We start from the raw sequence: 21,331 nt of genomic DNA on the forward strand, positions 1-21,331 counted from the left end.
GAATGAACCGTTGCCTCACAAGCTACAGATCTTGCAGTTAGCACAGCAGCCCTACCAAGTGGTTTGGCAGCAGATGCAAACCTTTACTGCAGAGCGAACTGCCAGCACACCTGATCAGTTATGGTTGTTAGAACATGATCCTGTTTTTACCCAAGGACGATCCGGTAAAGCGCAGCACCTGATCGATGCGGGAAGCATCCCGGTAGTCCAGAGTGATCGCGGTGGCCAGATCACCTATCATGGTCCTGGTCAACTGATTACCTACTGGCTCATTGATTTACCGCGTCGTCAACTGTCGGTACGCCAACTTATCCAAGCGCTAGAGCAAAGTGCCCTGGATACGCTTGCCCACTTTGGAATCACCGCCCGCACCTGTGCAGGAGCCCCGGGGGTTTATGTCGGAGCGCTTAAAATTGGCTCACTGGGATTGCGCATCAGTCACGGTTGCTCTCTGCATGGGTTCGCATTGAATGTCAATATGGATTTGCGCCCCTTTGCGGGGATTCACCCCTGTGGTGATCCCCATTTACAGCTGTGCCAGATGGCAGATTGGATCCCTGCTATAAAGCTTGCTGATGTACAAGCAGTGATGTTACATCATGCACGTTATCAACTGGGTGATCGCTTTGGTGATCGCTCCCCTGTAGCCCCTTTTAAAGAGCATTGAGATTGGATGGCTAAAACGTCTCCTAAACAGCCCGGCATTCAATATCGGGATGCCGATAAAATCGGTCGTATTGCGCTCAGAAATCTACCCGTCACCGAGCAGGCTCCGCTACCCAAGCCCCCCTGGATGAAAATTAAATTACCAGTCGATAGCCAGCGTATTCAAAAGATTAAGGGGGCGTTACGCCGGCATGGTCTGCACTCCGTCTGTGAAGAGGCGGCGTGCCCTAATCTCTCAGAGTGCTTTAACCAGGGGACGGCTACTTTTATGATTTTAGGGGCGATTTGCACCCGCCGCTGCCCCTTTTGTGATGTTGCTCATGGTCGACCATTGGCTCCTGATCCGCAGGAGCCCCGCCAGTTAGCGTTGGCTATCCGTGAAATGCAGTTGCAGTATGTCGTCATCACTTCAGTGGATCGTGATGATCTACCTGATGGTGGAGCACAACACTTTGCTGCCTGTATTCAGGCCATCCGAGCTGAAAGCCCACACATTAAAATTGAAATTTTAGTTCCAGATTTTCGTGGGCGGCTGGATCCAGCAGTGGCTATTCTCAGTGCTACGCCACCAGATGTCTTTAACCATAATATCGAAAGCGTACCGCGTCTTTACCGCCAGGTCCGTCCGGGTGCCAATTACCGAGCCTCACTGAAGCTGTTACAACGTTTTCAATCGGCTAACCCCAGCATTCCTACCAAATCGGGATTAATGGTCGGCTTGGGGGAGAGTAATGAAGAAATTATCCAAGTGATGCGAGATCTCCGGGAGCATCAGGTGAGCATGTTAACGGTCGGACAATATTTACAGCCCAGTCGTCACCACTTGGCGGTCGCTCGCTATGTTTCACCTCTGGAATTTACACAGTTCAGACAGGCAGCGCTTGATTTACAGTTTACTCAGGCGGCTTGTGGGCCACTGGTACGCTCCTCTTATCATGCTGATCAACAAGCTCAGGGGATTGAAATCAAATAACTAACAGGTTCTGTTGGCAGCTGGGCGTTAGTTAAACCACTGTGGAAAATAGCGTTCAAGCCAGGGGATCCCAAACGCACCCGGTGCTAGGAGTAACCCAAGCCCACAAACAACCGGAAGTGATATTGGCCAGCTGGAACGCACACGGCTGCATACGACAGATCCAGGCAGCAAAAGGGACTAATGCCCGTAAGGGGCCAAAAAATCGGCCAATAAACACCCCGCTAACGCCTCGAGGTTGGAAAAAAGCGACACTGCCAGATCTGAGTTTAGGTTATTTCCTCCAGGGCCAGCGGTGGCTAATCGCCTGACTACAGTGATACCGCAGCCAGTAGGAGAGCCAATCGCCTAAATTGTACGGTATACTCAATCAGCTCATGCAGATCCATCATGGACTCCTTGTAGTTGATCAAACAGGCGATCGCCCAGTGAACGCGGCTACCTACCGAGCTGCGCGCACTACCACTATCGCCCTCTACTAACAAGCATAGTCGATAAAACGATGATCGCTGTGAGGGCTACTCACAGTGTCTGAAGGTGCGCTTATTTCAAACGGGATCAGCGCTGATGAGCAGACCGTCTAAGTAGGATACTTCCAAGGTTTCCGTTAATAGGTAGTGCTTTGATAGGTATTAATAAAATTAAATAACAGACTTTAAACTTGGGTTTTTACATAATTATTTTGATCGACCACTCTGGTGCAAAATGAATAAGCACAAAAACTGAGGCCAATTCCCAAAACAGCGCCTACCGATAAGAAAAAATAGCTACCATCATTATCACTATCCAATGAACCACATAAGCTTTCCACTAAGTTACTAAAGGTTATATCATCATAAAATTTATTGGATACTAAATTATTAAGACTCTTGAAACTTGCTTCGATCGTCGATCCACCTGATTCTATGACTTCCGCAAAAACTTTATGGCAAGTACCATTACATAGATTTAATTGTACGATCTTTAAAGCAGCACCATAGGCCTGGTCCGCAATAGTACAATAATACTCAGACACGATAAATTCTCCAATGAACGACTAACTTAGTTTTAAACAAATACATACTTCCAGAAACTATTAATAATTCATACTAATAGCCAGAAGTGTTTTTAAAATTTTTTTATTAAACTTATCAAGTCATGTTAAGAGGTTTTTCTTATAGAACAGTAAGTTGTTTAAAAAACTCGATAGCTTCTAAAAATTTTGTACGCTGATAACGAAAAAATACACTAAGCACAGCCAGTCACTGCTTTTTACTGATAGCGGCAGTCTGGGTTATTATACCATTTTACGCCTATGTAAGTTATAGAGTTATAGCATCCTGTTATGACTATCATTAAATAAAATCAACGCTTACAAATTTAACTTAAAATTCTTAATTAGACAATAAATTTTTAACAAAAAATAACTTTCATAGTGTTTAGTGATTGATTTTATATGATATTTTTTAAAAAGGTCACTTTCGGCAGTGGAGCAAGCAGCGGCTAACCAGGGGGTGATTAGGTTCACTAGGCCACTCATGCATCTTAATGGCCTCGAGGGCGCCGACGTGACCGCTGGTGGATCTTAGTTTTTTTAGAATGAGTGACTAGATGAGAGATAGTGGGCTCTTCTTGAACGGGCAGTAACCCCACCTGTCGCCGTAGTCGATCGAGTTCCACCGCTGGCAGCTCCTGGCAGCATCCACGGCTTAACTGCTTGGGTAGATCAACGTCAGCATAACGGATGCGGATCAAACGACTGACCTGCACCCCTTGGGACTGCCACAGCCGACGGATCTCTCGGGTCCGTCCTTCCCGTAAGATCACCTTAAACCACTGGTTGCTCCCCTGCCCGCCTTGAGGGATCAGGGTATCAAAGCGGGCGATACCATCTTCCAAGCGGACCCCCTGGCGCAAGCGCTGTAGCTGCTCTGCAGTGACAGTACCAAATACACGAACGGCATATTCCCGCTGCACCTGGTAGCGGGGATGCATCAGTCGGTTGGCTAGCTCCCCATCATTGGTCAAGAGTAATAGGCCACTGCTATTCAGATCAAGACGCCCGATGGTGATCCACCGCCCAGTCGATAATCGGGGTAACCGACTAAAAATCGTCGGCCGATCCTGTGGATCCTGACGAGTACAGAGTTCACCCTCAGGCTTGTAGTAACAGAGCACACGACAGGGGGTTAGGGGTTGATGAGATAATATCAACGGCCGCTGATCCAGGGTTAAGAGAGGCGGTTGCCTGGCATCAATCCGTTCGCCAGTTTTGGCGACACAACCGTTGATGCTAATCCGCCCCTCAGCAATCCAGCGCTCTAGTTGACGACGTGAGCCATGGCCCGCCCGTGCCAATACTTTATGTAATTTTTCTTGCATCACGCTACTACTCTTTAATTTGGGTTATCAAAAGGCAGGGGCTAACCAGTCGCTCTCTGAGTCACCCAGGAGTGCCCTATCGGCGTACAGATGATCGGCAACAGCAGATCCCGTCCCAATTCATAGTGTCCGCCAGGATAATGAAAATCTGAGCCCTGTGAAGCTAGTAATTGATGACGCTGAGCGTAACTAGCCAATAATTGCCGTTGGGCCGATGACTGTCGACAATGTGCCACCTCTAGCGCGTCGCCGCCAGCAGCACAAAAGTCAGCGATTAATTGCTGTAACCGTAGACTCCCCAAACCATAACGGCCAGGATGCGCTAATACTGCTTGGCCACCAGCTGCGTGAATCACTTGCACTGCTTGCGCTACTGTGCACCAGGGGGCTGCTAAAGCGTTTAGATCAGGGGCCGTTAAGTAGCGACGAAAGGCAGTTTGAGTATCTCGACAGATCTGCTGCCGTACTAAAACTTGAGCGATATGATAGCGCGTTAGCGCCGTGGTGTCGCGATACTCCGTTGTTAATGTTGACCAAATCCCCGGGATCCCTTGCTGTGCTAAATAGTCAGCAATCGCTTGCGCCCGGTGATAACGCTGCTGGCACTGTTGGGTTAATAGGGCGTGTAGCTGATCATGAGTGGTGCTGATCTGTAACCCCACCACATGGATATCCTGGTAGCCCCAGCGGCTAGTGATTTCAACGCCTGCAATTAATTGCAGTGGTGACTGCTGTGCTACAATCGCACGAGCAGCTTCCGCGAATCCCACGGTAGTGTCATGATCGGTAATCGCCAAGATGTGAACCCCCTGCTCTACCGCTCGCTGCACCAGCTCGGTGGGGGTTAACACACCATCAGAGGCTGTCGTGTGGGTATGTAAATCGTATACAATCATTCATCAATCAGCTAAATTTACCGGCAGCTATTGTACTCTGATACGCTCTGAGAATACCATGCATGGCCTAGGTTTAATGAGTGCTGGTGACTCCTGATTCTAAACCGGTGCACCCCCAACGGATAAACGGTCTTGATATTTTCTGATTTTTCCCTTCCACTGCCCCATGTCGCTGGAGCACTCCAGCGTTATCAAACGTTCCCTGGCGCCGCCTCGTCGCTGATCACCGCACAAATCATCCACCAGCACCCTGGGCTGGTGCTGTTAGTCGTCGCTGATTATGCGACTGCACGGCGGCTACAGCTGGAGCTGCCCCACTTTACCCAACAGCCGGTGATCCTACTCCCCGACTGGGAGACGCTGCCGTATGATAGCTTCTCTCCAGATGCCGATAGAATTTCGGAGCGTCTGACGACGCTCTATCAGTTGCCCAATCTTAACCAAGGCTGTCTCATCGTCCCGCTGCACACCTTAATGCAGCGACTACTCCCTCGCCAGTTTTTGACCAATCAGGCGTTACTCATAGCGCTTGATCAACCACTCTCCCGTGAGGTACTGCGTGAACAGCTGCTGCAGGCGGGTTATCAACTGGTGGATCAAGTGCTGAGACATGGCGAATTCGCACTGCGGGGCTCGTTGATCGATCTCTTTCCGATGGGATCTCAAAAGCCCTATCGGTTGGACTTTTTCGGCGTAACCTTAGAGTCTATTCGCACCTTTGACATCGACAGTCAACGATCACACCCTCAACCCATTCAGCGTATCCAGCTGCTCCCTGCTCATGAATTTGGAACCGATGCTAACAGTATTGAGTGCTTTCGACGTCAATGGCGTGAACGCTTTGCTGTCCTTCGCGAGGCAGAACAGCTCTACCAGCAGGTGAGCCGGGCAATTTTCCCTCCTGGAATTGAGTACTGGCAGCCGCTGTTTTTTGAAAAGCCGCTGCCGACGCTGTTTGCTTACCTACCCGCCACCACGCTGTTGGTAACCCTGGGTGAAGATCTCGAACCCACGGCACAACAGTTCTGGAAATCCATTGAGCAGCGCTTTGCCAGCCGCGGCTGTGATCCCCTACGACCGCTGCTACCGCCTGATGAGTTGTGGTGTCGTGTTGATCAGCTGTTTACGGAGTTTAAGCGCTACCCTCGGTTGCATCTGCAACACGCTGCACTGAATCATGCTCAAGCAGCAGCGCCCCCACTGCAACCCCTGCCTGATCTACAGCTCGCAAGCCAGCCCAAGAGCCCTTTTAGTGCGTTACGGCAGTTTGCAGAGCATTTTCCAGGCACCCTGCTCTTTTCGGTCGACAGCGCTGGCCGCCGTGAGGTACTCAGTGAGCTGCTACAGCCGCTAAATCTCAGGCTACAGCCGATTCAGCAGCTCTCCGAGGCTCAGGGTCGAGGGCCCTTTATTCTCATCACCCCCTGTCAGCAAGGGGTGATAGTGGGTGAACAGTGGGCTTTGATCACCGAAGCCGATCTCTTAGGTGAGCGGGTACACCACTCACCCACCCCTTCTCGGAAAAAAACGTCGCAGCTCGACTCCTGGGTACGCCATTTGGCCGAGCTGACGCCTGATCAGGCGGTGGTCCATCTACAACATGGTATCGGTCGCTACCGTGGTTTAGCCACCTTAGAGACCCAGGGGATCGCAGCGGAGTACCTGGTACTGCAGTATGCTGATGAAGCAACGCTCTATGTGCCAGTCACCTCACTGCAGGTGATCAGCCGTTATAGTGGCGCCTCAGACGCATCAGCACCCTTACACAAACTGGGCAGTGATCACTGGACGCAAGCGCGGCAGAAAGCGCTAGAAAAAGCACGGGATGTGGCTGCAGAGCTGCTGGAGATTTATGCGCAACGGGCGGCAAAGCCTGGCCTTGCCTACCAGCTTGATCCAGCAGAGTATCAGCGCTTCTGTCAAGGGTTTCCCTTTGATGAGACCCCGGATCAAGCGACCGCCATTCAGGCAGTCCTGCAGGATATGCAACAACCCGCTCCGATGGATCGGTTAGTGTGTGGGGATGTCGGTTTTGGAAAAACCGAGGTGGCCCTACGGGCTGCCTTTGTGGCTATCAGCAACCATCAACAGGTGCTGCTACTGGTTCCCACCACGCTACTGGCGGAGCAACATGCAGAGACCTTCCGTGACCGTTTTGCCAACTGGCCGATCCGCATTGAGGTGCTCTCCCGCTTCCGCACCGCTAAAGCACAACAGCAGGTCCTCTCCCAACTGGCTACAGGCAGCATTGATATGGTGATCGGCACCCATAAGTTACTACACGGTTCATTAAAGCTGAAAAACTTGGGGTTATTGATTATTGATGAAGAGCACCGCTTCGGTGTGCAGCAAAAAGAGCAGATCAAAGCGCTGCGGGCCCATATTGATCTACTCTCCCTGACCGCCACACCGATACCACGCACCTTAAATATGGCGCTACAGGGGATGCGTGATCTCTCCATCATCGCCACCCCGCCGATCCGCCGGCTGGCGGTAAAAACCTTTGTCCGGGAGTATGATGCCGCCATGGTGCGGGAGGCATTGCAACGGGAGATCTTGCGCGGTGGGCAGATCTACTATCTGCATAACGAGGTAAAAACCATTGAGCAGGCGGCGGCTAAGCTGCAACAGCTGCTACCCGAGGCACGCATTGGCATTGGTCATGGACAGCTGGGTGAACGGGCGTTAGAGCGGCTGATGTCCGATTTTTATCACCAACGCTTTAATGTCTTGGTCTGTAGTACCATTATTGAAACTGGAATTGATATTCCGACCGCCAACACCATGATTATTGACCGTGCTGATCGCTTTGGTTTGGCCCAGCTGCATCAACTGCGCGGACGGGTAGGCCGCTCACACCATCAAGCCTACGCCTATCTACTGACACCACCGCTTAAACAGCTACCCCCAGATGCCCGTAAGCGGTTAGAGGCGATTGAATCTTTAGGCGAGTTGGGGGCAGGCTTTGCGTTGGCTAGCCACGATCTCGATATTCGTGGGGCTGGGGAGCTATTAGGGGCTGAGCAGAGTGGTCAGATGAGTGCCGTCGGTTTTACGCTCTATCAAGAGCTGTTAGATCAGGCGGTGAAGGCGCTTAAAAAGGGCCAGGAGCCGACCTTGGCACAGCTCACTAGCCAACAAACAGAGATTGAATTGAGGCTATCAGCCTTACTGCCGGAGCAGTATATTGCTAATGTGAACCTTCGGCTGTCGTTCTATAAACGGCTGGCGAGTGCGGATGATCAGCGTACAGTGCAAGCACTACGCAGTGAGTTAATCGATCGCTTTGGCCCCTTGCCGCTGCCGGCTGATCAGCTGCTGCAGTTGACACAGCTACGGCTGTTAGCTCAGCCGCTGGGCCTAAAACGGATTGAGGGGCACGCCGCGGGCGGCAGCCTGATCTTTCAGGAGACCACGCCACTCGATCCACAGAGATTAATCACTCTACTGCAACGTGAACCACACACCTTTCGCCTGAAGGGGCCGACCCGCTTGCAGTTCACTAAGCCGCTCCCCGAGCCCGCAGAGCGGTTGCAATTTGTCCAAGCATTGCTAGAAATACTTAATCAATCATTGTTGACGGCAGTAGGTTAGCCCATTTCCAAAAAAATCTTCAGAAAGTCATACTTGCACGTGCGATGAAGTGAAGAACTTACTTAGATCATGACCAATTTTATCAATATCACAATTTAAGAATGAACAAAGAGTGGTACCTGTAGGCAACTGGAAATCTGTAGGCAACTGAAAAATGGCTATCAGTTTCCCATTTTTCTCATCAGGTGAATGTATCCATGATTCTGGTGTGTTCTGCCCAAAATTCGGGTAAGCACTTTTGATCCTGGCAATGCTAGCATCAGACAGGCTATCTAACTGCTTTCTTTCGAAGAGGTAATCTAAAGCACTTTTGCCGCTTCTATCTTTTAAGTGAATTTTTGTTGCGGCATGTTCAAATAACAAATTGCACAGCTCTATAGAACCGTTACTTGCAGCCCTTAATAATGGTGTCTGAGCATCATTATCACGTAAATTAACATTCAGGTTATCAATTGTGAATAAACTTCTTGCTGCGTCTACATAGTTGTTTCGTACAGCAAGCATGAGTGGAGTTTCTTCTGACTTGTTAGGTAAATTTCCATTAATTCCATCTAATGTAACCAAATAGTTTAGAATTGACATTTTCTTTTCGATTATGGCATGGTGTAGCATAGTATTACCATTATCACTATCTTGTATATTAATAAATTTTATTCTTACAGTTTGCTCGCTTAAACCAAGCGGATTAGTTTTAGGTTTAGTGAGATGCTTTGGATAAAGATCTATCGTTTGTTGTAGGTCATGCAACTTATTTTCAGTTATCGAATCTCTTATCTCGTCAATCATGTTCTTAACACTCATTTCAGTTATAATAATAGTCAACTATCCAGAAAAAGCATTCTGTTCAAAATTTATTTACTTTTAAAAAATTATGAAAATATTTTAAATTTTTATCTAACAACCATGGATTTTTCATAAATACTACAGGGTAACTCCAAGCCTTTTAGAATGACAGAACTCCTTTCTTCTGGGTAAGATAGACTCATCGTTTGTTTTAACAAAAGTGGTTGTCTCAATACGGTTAGATCAACTCTGGAGTCAGCTATCAACTCTTTTACTATTTCACTATTTTTACTCTGGAATGCTTCCGCTAAAGGCACATAGCCCATACAATTTTGAATGTTGAAGTCTATCTCAGAATAACTCATCAACAGCCGTACCAGTCTCATATTGTTACTTCTAACCGCATGGTGCAGCGCAGTGCAGCCATCCGTATCTTGAGCATTCACATTCACTCTGGGATCTTTTAACAACCGCTCCAGAGCTCGATAATCACCTTGCAGTACAGCGGTAATCAGCGGTGGGATTGCAGCAGGGTATTCCAGTGGCTGTGGCCGTGAAACGGGATGAGCGTCTGCTGAGGAGGTCACGATTGGCTGAGTCACTAGGGAACAGGTGTGGGGGAGCTGTGGCACACCGGGGTGTGCCACAGCCGACTCAGGCTCTAAGCGGGGAATTGGTAAACCCTGAACACTAGACGCTTTTTTGGCCTTCACGGGAGTTAGTATTGCCGGCTTTCCGCGATCAGTTTCATACGATGTTGGCTCAACAGTACAGGGGGTTAGTAGCGGGTTTTTAGCAGTAGGCCGCGGCGCGGCCTTTAAGCTTTTTTTATGGACTGCTGGCAGCCGCTGAGCAGCGTCTCTAACAAACGGAATTTCTTGGATTTTTATCCGCTTGCCTGTGAGGTTGCTGGGTTGAATCGTCTTAAAAAATCCACGAGTTAGCTTGGGGTTAACTGCTCCTAACCCACCATTTCTCCAGCTATTTTTTTCTCGCTTTTTCTTCTTCGCTTTTTTACCCTGATCGCTTCTAGGCTGCGCACTCTCTCCACCCCTAGTATAGGCAGATCTCGAACTCTCTTTGTAAGAGGCTGTCGTTATCTTGCTATCTTCCCTTATCTCACTCATCTCTCTACCTTGAGAAGCAGCCTGTGCTCAAAAACGTTCTTACGTAGCATTATTTTTAGTGTAAAAACCGAAGGGTTTCAAGAAGAAATTATCACTATTTTTCATCACTATTTTGTCCACAGAATCCTTGACTGTCCCTGAAACCAATGGCTATCACGACTGACTACTGAGAGTAGGGCTAGGCAAAATTAAACAGCGGTCAATAATAGTACTATTAATTAACAATTACTGCGCTATCGTATTCATCATTCCTGATCAAATCATGGTGTTATTCATCACCCAGAGTCTGTGGCGGGCCTTTGAACACTGCGAGGGCTTGATCACACCACCCTATCGCGGTACAGTGCTGCTCTTTACGCTGACGCCTTGCCTGTTTAGGAGTTTGACAAAAACCGTGACCATCCACTCCTTATGGCGTGATAGCGGCTATTTTATACGTCATCAAAGCCGCGAACTGTTCTATCTCGCCTTTTCGGTGGCTTTGTTGTCGGTTTTATTCGCGTCGATTCTAAAAAAGTTTCTGCCGATCGATAGCTTGACAGAGATGCAGCAGCTCACCGCCACTTGGTTCATCCAACTGCTGCTCCACGGCTTCAGCTCTCCATTACTCGACGCTGCCCTGTTAAGACTCCTGCAACAACGTTCGTGCGGCCATGCCATCACCGCTCCACAAGCCTTAAGGGAGGGATTGGCCACCTATCCGGCACTATTGCTGCTGGATGGTGTTACCAGTACCGTGATCGCCGGCGGTTTAGTTGTATTCCTACTACCGGGTCTATTCATCACTATCCGCTGGGCATTAGCACCCTGCATTCTGGTGCGTGAACAGCGATCACTTTGGGGGAGTCTAGAGGAGAGTTGGCGGCGTACCGCCACCTGCTGGTCAGCGGTATTGGTGGGTTATTTACTGGTGTTGGCTATTCGCCTGTCACTGCTGGCACTGCAGGCCACTGTTAGCCGGTTCCTGCCGGCCGATCTCTGGTCCTGGGCACTGATTGTGCAAACACTACTGAATTTAACGCAGGGGTTGCTGTTGATCTACTGCTTTCGACTGACGATGCAACTATCGGCTACTAGCCGGTAGACAGCATCTTCGAATAGCTGTGCCCAAGCAGCTTTACCCGCTGGCCCGCAGGGCTAGTGAATGGGTTCACGATCAGTGAGCACCAAAGCACCCTCTATAATCTCCTTGGGTAACGGCCAGGGGTACTGGCTTGTGCTGGGATTTTGATAGTGGCGGCTGGGCACCAAACAGCTATTTTTAGCAAAACCGATATGATAAAAAATCAGGTGAGCGGCTTCGCCACTAGCACGACTATAGTGTTTGAACAACGCCTGTGCTAACCCCCTGGGTGGCTGCTCCCAAACAATGTAGAAGCCCTGTTTATCGACATACTGCTTCACCACACTCCTCCGATCTGCCAGCTTCAGTGGAAAGGATAGATCTTCGAATGGAACCTCTCCCTCCGTGCTTGAATGAGTATCCCGGTAGGTGGGCAAGGCTACCCGCAGTTGATCCACATAAAACAGCATACTCTGGAGTGCACCCTGCTCTAGATCTTGCTGCTGCTGATCAAAGTGGCTAAACATCAGACCTAAGGGCAAAAACAGTGCCAATAACATTGCATACAGCATCCCTGATCTCCCTCAATAGTGTGGCGTTACCTAGCCAACGACACTGAACGTTAGGCACCCGAAGCGGCTGGTTTTAGCCATTACTGACACTCACTACCTGAGGCAGAATAGCCTTGATAGCCTATCAGCTTCTAGTATAGGGTAGGCGATTCCTTTAGGGAAACTGAACAGAGGCTCTGCTGGATAGCCGTGATGGCTGCTGATACCCTTTCCCCTCAAACCTCATAAAGGGTTAGCTCTTGGCGTTGCTGATCGAGCTTGGTTAAGTAAGCACTATCGACATCACCGGTAATGTATTCACCATTAAACAGGGAGGCTTCAAAGCCTTGGATGGTTGCATTTTCCTGGCGCACCGCGGCCACCAAATCGGCTAAATCTTGAAAAACTAACCCATCAGCTCCTAATAGGCGATTAATGCTGTCAACATCACGGCTATGGGCGACTAAGGCTTTGATCCCCGGAATATCAATACCATACACATTAGGAAATTGTACCTGCGGCGCTAACGAGGCAAAATAGACCCGCCGAGCACCCGCTTCTCGTGCCAGTGCGATAATCTGCTGTGACGTGGTGCCCCGAACAATGGAGTCATCCACTAATAAGACTGTTTTACCACGAAATACCTCGGCGATCGTATTTAATTTACGCCGCACCGACTGCTGGCGCGCGGCCTGATCAGCCATAATAAAAGTGCGACCAATGTAACGATTTTTAACAAAGCCTTGGCGATAAGGTCGTTTCAGTACCTCAGCCATCACGATCGCCGGATCACAGGCGGTCTCTGGCACGGGGATCACCACATCGATGGATAAGGTGGGCCAAGTCCGCGCTATCTTAGCCGCCAGGCGATGCCCCATATTTATCCGTGCCTGGTAGACGGAGATGCCGTCCATGAAGGAGTCTGGACGTGCAAAGTAGACAAATTCAAACAGGCAAGGCGCGTGGCGCGGCCACTCGGCACACTGCTGGCTGAATAGCTCACCCTGTTGCGTCACCACAATCGCTTCACCAGGGGCTACATCACGTACCAATTCGAAACCAACCGCACGCAAGGCCACACTCTCTGAAGCGACCATATAGGCCATCCGCCCATCGTACTGCTCACGTTGACCTAAGACCAAAGGGCGGATGCCATGGGGATCACGGAACGCGATCAATCCCTGCCCACTCACCACCGCGGTACAAGCATACCCACCGCGTACCTGTCGATGTACCCGGCGGATCGCTGAAAAAATAGCCTCTACCTTCGTGGCCGCACCCCGACAGTGATATAAGGCCTCGGCAAAGCTATTCAGTAACACTTCGGAGTCTGAAGCGGTATTCAGGTGTCGGTAAGCTTGCTGGACTAGCTGAGTGGTGACTTCAGCGGCATTGGTCAAATTGCCATTATGGGCTAATACCACGCCATAAGGCGAATTGACGTAAAGCGGCTGTGCCTCGGCGGCGCTGGCAGCAGTTCCTGAGGTGGGGTAACGCACATGGCCGATGCCGATGGTGCCCTGCAGATAGGCGAGATCCCCACTATCAAACACCTCAGCCACCAGCCCTTGGCCTTTTCTCAACCGAAAGGTCTGTTGAGCATCCAGGGTGGCCATACCAGCCGCATCTTGTCCACGATGCTGCAGCATCAACAGGGCGTCGTAGAGGAGCTGATTCACCGGCTGACTGCCCACAATGCCAACCACACCACACATAGCGTTAATCCTTATGAGTCATTAAGCGTAATAGTTCATGTTAGATAACCACTGCAGAATTTCTAAAAATGGCTAATACCCATTGCAGCAGGGAGTCACCATAAGGCACTAACTGGGAGTGCCGCCACACAGGATGCCGGGAACCCGCTAAGAAGTAGTCCCAAAAAAATAGCAGCGCACAAACGATGAGGATCCCGCGTAACAGACCGAAGCAAAATCCTAACAGCCGATCGGTGGCCGATAACCCCAGGCTAGCTAGGACTCTGCCCAAGAGCGCAGTAACCACCCCACCCACCGCTAAGGTACCCAGCAATAGCACGACCCGCGCAACGCCTTGGCGCATGATGGGCTGTGGAACAAAGCTTAAATAAGGCGATAAATAGGTGTAGCCATAACTCGCCGCGCAACAAGCGGCCACCCACACCATTAGCGCCAGCACTTCTCGTACAAACCCCCGCAGACAACCCAGCACGGCCGAGCCCGCCAGTAGCGCTAACAGCGTGTAATCAATCCACAACATCTCAGGCTTTACCATCCCCTCTCCTACCAGTTTAACAAACACTTGCGCCGCTGTACTGACTATCAGCGGCCGTTAAGCGCTATGCTTATCCAATCCCTCAGCTTCTAAAGCTTGCAACACCGGCGCTACGGTATGAAAAGAACCAAAAACCACGACTATCTCGTTCTGCTGGGCAGACTGCATAGCTTGCTGCCAAGCTGCCAGCACACCCTCAAAAGCCTGCGCCGTCGGCGGTAACCATTCAAGCAGGCATTGCACCGTCCCTTGACGCTCGCCTTCGCCCGCTATCGGGGCACAATACCATTGATCAACCTGCAGTTTTATGGCAGCCAGTGATCCAGGAATATCTTTATCCGACAACATCCCGACGACCGCATGCAGTTTTCCAAGCTGTGGCTGACGTTGACGCAGTGCCAACAGCTGGTCGGCTAAGTAAGCAACCGCTTGTGGATTATGGGCGATATCGACAATCAGATAGTGTGGGGTACGCTGAAGGATCTGAAAGCGTCCCGGAAGCCAGGCTTGCTGTAACCCGCGAACCACGGCTGCCCTATCAACCACCAACGGTGAACAGCGTAGTGCCGCCAAAGCGGTCGCGGCATTCTCTAGGGGAACCTGAGGTAGTGGCAGTTCAGATAAGCATCCCTGGTGATCATGCCAATGCCAAACGTCCGCCTGGATCTCAAAAAACCAATCAATCCCCCTTTGAAATAGCGGGGCTTGCAGCTGCTTAGCGCGAGTGATCATAGAGTGAGGAGGCGCTAATTCACCAATCACTGCTGGCCTCTGAGGACGAAAAATACCGGCTTTCTCATACCCAATGGACTCCCGATCAGGCCCCAGCCAGTCGGTATGATCTAACGCAATGGTGGTGATGACAGCAATATCAGCATCCACCAGATTGACGGCATCTAAACGCCCCCCGAGCCCAACCTCTAAAATAACTGCCTCTAGCGCGGCTTGTCGGAATAGCTGTAGCGCCACTAAAGTGGTGTATTCGAAAAAAGTGAGGGCCACTCCCATCCGCACTCTGGTGTGTTCAATGAGAGAAAAGGCCGCAGTATAAGCAGATTCAGCCGGCTCGGCCCCTTGGATCCGCACACGTTCTGTAAAGCACAGCAGATGAGGTGAACTGTAGACACCAACACGATAACCGGCCGCCAATAATATTGCCTCTAGCGTACAGCAGGTCGTTCCTTTGCCATTGGTTCCCGCCACGGTAAAGACCTGAGACGCTAGCGGTTGGTCTAAAGAGAGCTCGCGGGCAACTTGAGTGATTCGCTCTAGCCCCAACTCAATCCGCTGGTGGTAGTGCTGATCAAGATAGTTAAACCAGATCTCTAAAGAAGCTGAGGCATCAGGTATCTGGGGCTTCATGAGGAGAATCCGTCTTTCAGACACTCACTGGGAGGTGCTGGCTGGTGGGTTAACTTAGCCAGCACTCTAGCAAGGTATGGGCGGAGCTGTGAACGCGGCACAATGTTATCAATGGCCCCTTTCTCTAATAAGAATTCACTACGTTGAAATCCCGGCGGTAAGATCTCGCGAACCGTCTGCTGGATCACCCGGGGGCCGGCAAAGCCAATAAGCGCTTTGGGCTCGGCAATATTAATATCCCCTAACATCGCTAAACTAGCAGAGACTCCACCCATGGTCGGATTGGTTAGTACAGAAATATAGGGTAGGCGCTGTTGCCTTAATTTAGATAATGCGGCGCTCGTCCTGGCCATTTGCATCAAGGCAAACAGCGCCTCTTGCATCCGCGCACCGCCGCTAGCAGAAAAACAGACTAAGGGGCAACGCAGCCTCAAGGCCTGCTCTACCCCGTAGACAAATCGGGAGCCGACGGCAACAGACATCGAGCCAGCAATAAAGGCAAATTCAAAGGCTGCCGCCACCAGTGGCATGCCGTAGAGGGTGCCCTGCTGGACCAGTAGCGCCTCTGGTTCACCGGTCGCCTTTTGAGCACTGCTCAACCGATCTCTATATTTTTTAATATCACGAAATTTCAACCGATCCTGAGCCAGCTGATCGCTGGCTAACTCTTGAACTCCCTCCTGATCGAGAAACTGCAGCAACCGCCTGCGCGCTGGCCACTGCATATGGTGATCACAGCGGGGGCAGACCTCCAAGTTTCGGGTTAACTCTTCCCGGTATAACACCGCCTCGCAGGCACTACATTTGGTCCATACCCCTTCCGGGATAGTGGCACGCTGCGCTGAGAGAATAGTGTTTTTGTTGAGGATACGCTCAATCCAACTCATGGTTTATGGTCCTGAAGGTTAGCTGCGCGCCGTCGCCGCCACCACTTCACAAGCGGCAACAACAGCGAAAGCCCGACAATGGCTAACAGTAGCCCGATAATGGCTAATAGCAGATAGTGTAGATTGTTTTTGACTACCGGCAAATTACCAAAAAAGTAGCCTAAATAAGTGAGGCTGCTGATCCATAAGAGTGCACCCAGCACATTGTAATAGGTAAATAGGAGGTAAGGCATGTGACTTAACCCAGCCACAAAAGGTGCAAAAGTGCGTAAAATAGGGGCAAAACGCGCTAAAACCAGTGATTTTCCTCCGTGGTGCGCATAAAAACGTTGAGCAGATTGCAGAGCCTCCTGGCTAATCCAGCGGGAAGCTCGTCCGTGCAGCCATCTTTGGCTACTCCAGTGGCCCACCTGATAGTTCAGCACACCGCCAAGCACAGCCGCGGTGAACATCAGCAACAGCATTAACGAGAGATCAAGCTCTCCCTGGGCCGCCAGTGCTCCCACGAAAAACAGTAGTGAATCTCCCGGAAGAAAAGCAGCAATAATGACCCCAGTTTCACAAAAAAGGATTAGAAACACGACCACATAGATCCAGTGACTCTGATTCGTTGCCAGGTGAAGCAGCAGCTGATCACTGTGCATCACTAACGCTATCAGCGTCTGCCACCACGGGGTAACCTCCATGCCACTCATCATACTATTTTTATTACACTCCTTATCCTGTTGACTTATTCATCGCTTAGAACCCAGGGGCCTAACGGTGTCGTGGGTAGATTGAAAGCCGACGGATACTCCACACGTACCAGATAGAGACCCTGAGGCTTAGCAGTCTCTGCCGCTTGGGTGCGATCACGCAAGGCTAACAGATGGCCTATCCATGAAGGGGGTTGTTGGCTGCTCCCCACCTGTAACAGAGCACCAACCAGATTACGCACCATATGGTGTACAAAAGCGTTAGCTTTCACCTGTACGATAACATAATTTCCTTGACGTGTGACCGACAACTGCATGAGGTTGCGCCAAGGGGAGTTCGACTGACAGTGACGTGCCCGAAACGAGCTAAAATCATGCTCTCCCACCAATGCCTGTGCCGCCTGATGCATCAATGCCGCATCCAAAGGCTGCGCGATAGCCGTAACGCCCTGGTGCCATAGTGCCGGGCGCCAGGGGCTGTTATCAATGAGATAGCGGTATTGGCGTGCCAGGGCACAAAAACGGGCATGAAAATGTGCAGGGACTGCTTGAGCCCAGCGGACCTTAATGGCTGGTGGTAAGTAGCGATTGACCCCGTGGCTCCAGGCCGTGAGCGGACGGGGTATCGGGGACTCAAAGTGAACTACCTGCCCCGTGGCATGCACTCCGGCGTCAGTACGCCCGGCACACACTAGGGCTACTGGGGCATTAGCGATCCGCGCCAGCGCCGCTTCGAGATCAGCCTGTAGGGTGGGATAGCCTGCTTGGCGCTGCCAGCCTCGATAGCCACTGCCATCATACTCAACCCCCAAAGCGATGCGCATATTAGAGACTATCCTCTTAAAAGCAGTACTGGATCGCGCTGGCCAGCATAGTAGGCTGGATACCAACTAGCCACTAGGCTCAGTAGCACGGCGACGCTAAACACTTGTAAGCTATCTTGCCAGCGCACCTGGGTTGGCAAAAAATCAACAAAATAGAGCTCACTCGGCAAAAAGTGGTGGTTAAACAGCCACTCTAGGCCTCGGACTAGGGGTGTCAGCTGCAGCGATACCCCGACGCCAATCCCGACACCCAAAAGACCACCCACCACACCATTTAACAATCCATAGCCAATAAATAGTTGGCTTAAGCAGTTCGGTGCTGCCCCTAACGTCGCCAAGATGGCCAAATCGCCCTGCCGCTGTTTTAAGGTCAATAGCAGCGTTGTGGTAATATTGCAGCAAGCAATGCCAATCACCAGTAGCATGGCTAAATCGATCATCCCCCGGACCATCTGAATATCCCGATAGAGATGACCATACTGTGTCGTCCAGCTTTGAAATCGCACATCAAGACGATGCGGATGACGGAGTGCCGCTTGTTGCACCACGCTCTCTGCTTGGAATATTGACGACACCTGCAGTGCTAAACCACTGATCTGATCACCCAAGCCAAGTTGAGATTGTAGTAGCGCCAACGGCACCAAAGCGATAGTGTGATCAAGCTGGCTGCCTACCTTCACCAGGCCAATCACTTGGAGCCGCAGCCGTTTAGGCTGCCGCCAGCCCTGCTGTGCTGCTGGATTGGGCAAACTCACCGTGATCCACTCACCCACTGATACACCCAAGCGATCAGCAATGCCCTGCCCTAACAACAGCTGTGCTCCCCCCTGGCTAAAAGCCTGCCAAGCCGTGGTGGGCATCGTATACTGCGAAAGCAGGGAGCCCTGTGCCGCCTGAGTGGGGTCAATCCCCCGGATCTGTATTGCCTTAAAGGCGGTGCCCTTCTCTGCCAACGCCACCGATTGCACAGTGGGGTTGACCGCGATAATCCCTGGGCAGCGTCGCAACTGTTCTGCCAACGCCTGCCAGGCCGCTAATCGACCGTTGATCGCGACCACCTCACCGTGGGGGACTAGCGCCAAAACCCGCTGCTGCAGGGCGACTTCAAACCCATTCATGGCACTTAGGCCAATGATTAAGGCAGCCACCCCCAAGGCTAACCCTACGGTGGCGACTTTGTTGATAAACCAGCGCAGTCCCCGGTGTACTGAAGTGCGGTAGCGCCAGGCCATCCACAAAAGCAGACTGTAGCGTCTCATGAAGAAGAGCGTTCGCTTCATTCTGCGGAGGGCTCTTGTAATACCCCATCACACAACTGCCACTGCTGCTGCAGCTGCTCGGCCAAAGGGATATCATGCGTCGCCACCAAAAAGGCGGTGCCGAAGCTGGCGTTGAATTGTAGCATCAACGCTAATAGCTGCTGGGCATGGTGGCGATCTAGGGCCCCGGTGGGTTCATCAGCCAGTACCAAGGCTGGCCGATTGATTAAAGCACGGGCAATCGCTACGCGTTGCCGCTCCCCCCCCGATAGCGCGGCCGGCCGATGCTGGGAGCGCTGCTGTAGACCCACTTGCGCTAGCAGCTCCAGCGCGCGGGCGTGAGCGACCGATCTCCCTATCCCGGCAATCAACAGCGGCATCGCCACATTCTCCCAAGCGTTAAAATCGGGAAGCAAATGGTGAAACTGATAGATAAACCCTAAGGAGCGATTGCGTAATCGAGCTTTGGCCGTTGAGGAGAGCTGATGTAGCGGCTGCTCCTGGAAAAAAATTTCACCTGAAGTGGGCTGGAGCAAGCCCCCTAACAGATGTAATAAAGTGCTTTTGCCCGATCCGGAACTGCCCACTACCGCCACTAAAGCGGCCGGTTGCAGCTGCAGCGTGATCCCTTGCAATACGGGGGTAGTCCCACCAGCTTCTTGATAGGCATGACAGAGCTGATGACACCGTAACAGCGGTTTATCCGGCATGTTGCAAGATCTCGCTGGGCTCTAAAACGGCCGCTTGCCAAGCGGGATAGAGGGTTGCTAACAGCGTCACCCCGGTGGTGGCCAGCAGTATGAGCAGGATCTGAGCGGGGCGGATGTCCACCGGAAGTGCCGTGCCCAAAAGGCCAGGGAGCCCTAGTAGGTGGCTGATCTCAGTCAAGTGGCTGGAGAGCCCGAGGCCAGCGACGGTGCCCAAAAGGCACCCCACCAACGCACGACTAGCCCCCTGTATCATAAATAACAGCACAATGGCTCCCCGGGTTAATCCGATGGTTTGCAAAATCGCCACTTCAGCAGCACGTTCTAAAATCTGCATGCCTAAAGCGGTGATGATGTTAAAGCCCCCCACGGCAATGATCAAGATCAGTAACAAACCCATCATCCTCTTTTCCAGGTTAACCGCTTGAAACAGCGGACCATGGGATTGTCGCCAATCATACCAGCACAAGCCGGCTGGCAATCGCGGGGGAACTAAAGCAGTTCGTAGTGGTTGATCAAAAAATAGCCGCCAACCGCTGATCACCCCTGGGGAGTAGTGTAATAAGCGCCCGGCATCCTCCTGGTGTACCAGTACCTGGGTACTATCCACCTGACTGCCTACGGCAAATAGCCCGGCCACGGTAAATAAGCGCTGACTAGGCCATGAACCAAGCGGTGTGAATTGTCGTGTGTTGGTAGCGATTAACCGCAGCTGATCCCCGACCTGCACCCCTAATTGCCGAGCCAAGGTAACGCCGATAATGATCTGCCAGCGTTGAGGTTGCAGTGCGCTGAACCTGCCTTGTACTAGCCGGCCCGCTAACGGCTCAGGTGCCGCTGGATCAATACCCAGTAGCGTTCCCACAGTCATCCCCTGGGCACTTTGTAACACCACCTCAGCCGTCGTTAAGGGCGCCACCGCTTGCAGATCGGGAATGGCCAGGGTTTGAAGCAGGGATAGTGGATACTGTGACCGTATTAATTGGCCCGTTGGGGTGGTCACGACGGCTTGTGGCACGACCCGTAAAATCCGGGTAGTCAATTGCTGCTCAAAGCCATTCATCACGGATAACACAACAATCAACGACATCACTCCCAACAGAATGCCGAGGGCAGCAAACCAAGAGACCACCTGGCTAAAACCTTCTCGGGTCCCGTAACGCAGATAGCGAACACTGATCAATAGAACGACTGGCTGTATCAAAAACACTGTGCTCTCCCGCAACGGTAGGATCTGAAAGCTTCTTTAAGCTCCCTAGCCCTAGGGGTCAATAGTAGCCTGGTGCAGGCAGCTGAAGCTAGATCGGTCGCTGTCGTCCTCCCATTGCAGGAT

19 protein-coding genes are annotated in these 21,331 nt (G+C 51.4%); 4 read left to right on the forward strand and 15 right to left on the reverse strand.

All coding sequences use genetic code 11. The features are described 5' to 3' along the window. Positions 1-10: 10 nt before the first annotated feature. Positions 11-667 carry a lipoyl(octanoyl) transferase LipB gene (lipB, locus tag NL324_RS06390; RefSeq protein ID WP_253306796.1) on the forward strand — a complete coding sequence of 219 codons (657 nt, stop codon included), beginning with the start codon at positions 11-13 and terminating at the stop codon, positions 665-667. Positions 668-673: 6 nt separating this feature from the next. Further along, complete coding sequence (gene lipA / locus NL324_RS06395; RefSeq protein ID WP_253306797.1) at positions 674-1,639, forward strand: lipoyl synthase; 966 nt, start codon at positions 674-676, stop codon at positions 1,637-1,639. A 655-nt stretch (positions 1,640-2,294) separates the two neighbouring features. On the opposite strand, the gene NL324_RS06400 is transcribed toward lipA, so the two are convergent. The 3 genes from NL324_RS06400 to NL324_RS06410 all read right to left on the reverse strand — a co-directional run bounded on the left by NL324_RS06400 (position 2,295) and on the right by NL324_RS06410 (position 4,896). After that, entirely contained in the window at positions 2,295-2,654 is a 360-nt protein-coding gene (locus NL324_RS06400; protein ID WP_253306798.1) for a hypothetical protein, read from the reverse strand. Between the two features lie 509 nt (positions 2,655-3,163). Next, positions 3,164-4,000, reverse strand: coding sequence for a 23S rRNA pseudouridine(2605) synthase RluB (gene rluB, locus NL324_RS06405; RefSeq protein WP_253306799.1), 837 nt, complete (start codon positions 3,998-4,000; stop codon positions 3,164-3,166). Between the two features lie 41 nt (positions 4,001-4,041). Further along, the gene (locus NL324_RS06410) at positions 4,042-4,896 is read right to left on the reverse strand and encodes a PHP domain-containing protein (protein ID WP_253306800.1); all 855 of its coding nucleotides are present in this window, start codon (positions 4,894-4,896) and stop codon (positions 4,042-4,044) included. 132 nt (positions 4,897-5,028) lie between these two features. Between NL324_RS06410 and mfd the strand changes: the two genes are divergently transcribed. Further along, positions 5,029-8,490, forward strand: a complete 3,462-nt coding sequence (gene mfd / locus NL324_RS06415) for a transcription-repair coupling factor (RefSeq protein ID WP_436298245.1) — start codon at positions 5,029-5,031, stop codon at positions 8,488-8,490. A 27-nt stretch (positions 8,491-8,517) separates the two neighbouring features. Here mfd and NL324_RS06420 read toward each other — a convergent pair whose 3' ends face one another. Both NL324_RS06420 and NL324_RS06425 read right to left on the reverse strand, forming a co-directional pair. Beyond that, positions 8,518-9,276 (reverse strand): ankyrin repeat domain-containing protein, encoded by a 759-nt coding sequence (locus tag NL324_RS06420; protein WP_253306801.1) that lies wholly within the window; start codon positions 9,274-9,276, stop codon positions 8,518-8,520. A gap of 104 nt (positions 9,277-9,380) precedes the next feature. After that, positions 9,381-10,400 (reverse strand): ankyrin repeat domain-containing protein, encoded by a 1,020-nt coding sequence (locus NL324_RS06425; protein ID WP_253306802.1) that lies wholly within the window; start codon positions 10,398-10,400, stop codon positions 9,381-9,383. Between the two features lie 382 nt (positions 10,401-10,782). On the opposite strand from NL324_RS06425, the gene NL324_RS06430 reads away from it, so the two are divergent. Further along, positions 10,783-11,484 carry a YciC family protein gene (locus NL324_RS06430; protein WP_253306803.1) on the forward strand — a complete coding sequence of 234 codons (702 nt, stop codon included), beginning with the start codon at positions 10,783-10,785 and terminating at the stop codon, positions 11,482-11,484. A 53-nt stretch (positions 11,485-11,537) separates the two neighbouring features. Here the strand turns inward: NL324_RS06430 and pilM are convergent, their stop codons facing one another. The 10 genes from pilM to NL324_RS06480 form a co-directional block, all read right to left on the reverse strand. Beyond that, positions 11,538-12,035 (reverse strand): type IV pilus biogenesis protein PilM, encoded by a 498-nt coding sequence (pilM, locus tag NL324_RS06435; RefSeq protein WP_253306804.1) that lies wholly within the window; start codon positions 12,033-12,035, stop codon positions 11,538-11,540. 215 nt (positions 12,036-12,250) lie between these two features. Beyond that, the gene (gene purF / locus NL324_RS06440; protein ID WP_436298246.1) at positions 12,251-13,729 is read right to left on the reverse strand and encodes an amidophosphoribosyltransferase; all 1,479 of its coding nucleotides are present in this window, start codon (positions 13,727-13,729) and stop codon (positions 12,251-12,253) included. A 40-nt stretch (positions 13,730-13,769) separates the two neighbouring features. Beyond that, entirely contained in the window at positions 13,770-14,264 is a 495-nt protein-coding gene (locus tag NL324_RS06445; RefSeq protein WP_253306805.1) for a CvpA family protein, read from the reverse strand. Between the two features lie 57 nt (positions 14,265-14,321). Continuing rightward, the gene (gene folC, locus NL324_RS06450; protein ID WP_253306806.1) at positions 14,322-15,626 is read right to left on the reverse strand and encodes a bifunctional tetrahydrofolate synthase/dihydrofolate synthase; all 1,305 of its coding nucleotides are present in this window, start codon (positions 15,624-15,626) and stop codon (positions 14,322-14,324) included. Beyond that, the gene (gene accD / locus NL324_RS06455) at positions 15,623-16,513 is read right to left on the reverse strand and encodes an acetyl-CoA carboxylase, carboxyltransferase subunit beta (protein ID WP_253306807.1); all 891 of its coding nucleotides are present in this window, start codon (positions 16,511-16,513) and stop codon (positions 15,623-15,625) included. Before accD ends, folC begins: the two co-directional genes overlap by 4 nt. Further along, a complete protein-coding gene (locus NL324_RS06460; RefSeq protein WP_253306808.1) occupies positions 16,510-17,199 on the reverse strand; it encodes a VTT domain-containing protein in 690 nt (229 codons plus the stop codon). The genes accD and NL324_RS06460 overlap by 4 nt, the downstream gene beginning before the upstream one ends. A gap of 44 nt (positions 17,200-17,243) precedes the next feature. Further along, positions 17,244-18,032 (reverse strand): tRNA pseudouridine(38-40) synthase TruA, encoded by a 789-nt coding sequence (gene truA / locus NL324_RS06465; RefSeq protein WP_253306809.1) that lies wholly within the window; start codon positions 18,030-18,032, stop codon positions 17,244-17,246. A gap of 8 nt (positions 18,033-18,040) precedes the next feature. After that, positions 18,041-19,312, reverse strand: a complete 1,272-nt coding sequence (lolE, locus tag NL324_RS06470) for a lipoprotein-releasing ABC transporter permease subunit LolE (protein WP_253306810.1) — start codon at positions 19,310-19,312, stop codon at positions 18,041-18,043. Continuing rightward, the gene (locus tag NL324_RS06475; RefSeq protein ID WP_253306811.1) at positions 19,309-20,001 is read right to left on the reverse strand and encodes an ABC transporter ATP-binding protein; all 693 of its coding nucleotides are present in this window, start codon (positions 19,999-20,001) and stop codon (positions 19,309-19,311) included. Before NL324_RS06475 ends, lolE begins: the two co-directional genes overlap by 4 nt. Then, complete coding sequence (locus NL324_RS06480) at positions 19,991-21,202, reverse strand: lipoprotein-releasing ABC transporter permease subunit (RefSeq protein ID WP_253307154.1); 1,212 nt, start codon at positions 21,200-21,202, stop codon at positions 19,991-19,993. The genes NL324_RS06475 and NL324_RS06480 overlap by 11 nt, the downstream gene beginning before the upstream one ends. Positions 21,203-21,331 lie beyond the last annotated feature (129 nt).

It is taken from the genome of unidentified bacterial endosymbiont (genome assembly GCF_918320885.1).
Classification (GTDB): domain Bacteria; phylum Pseudomonadota; class Gammaproteobacteria; order Enterobacterales.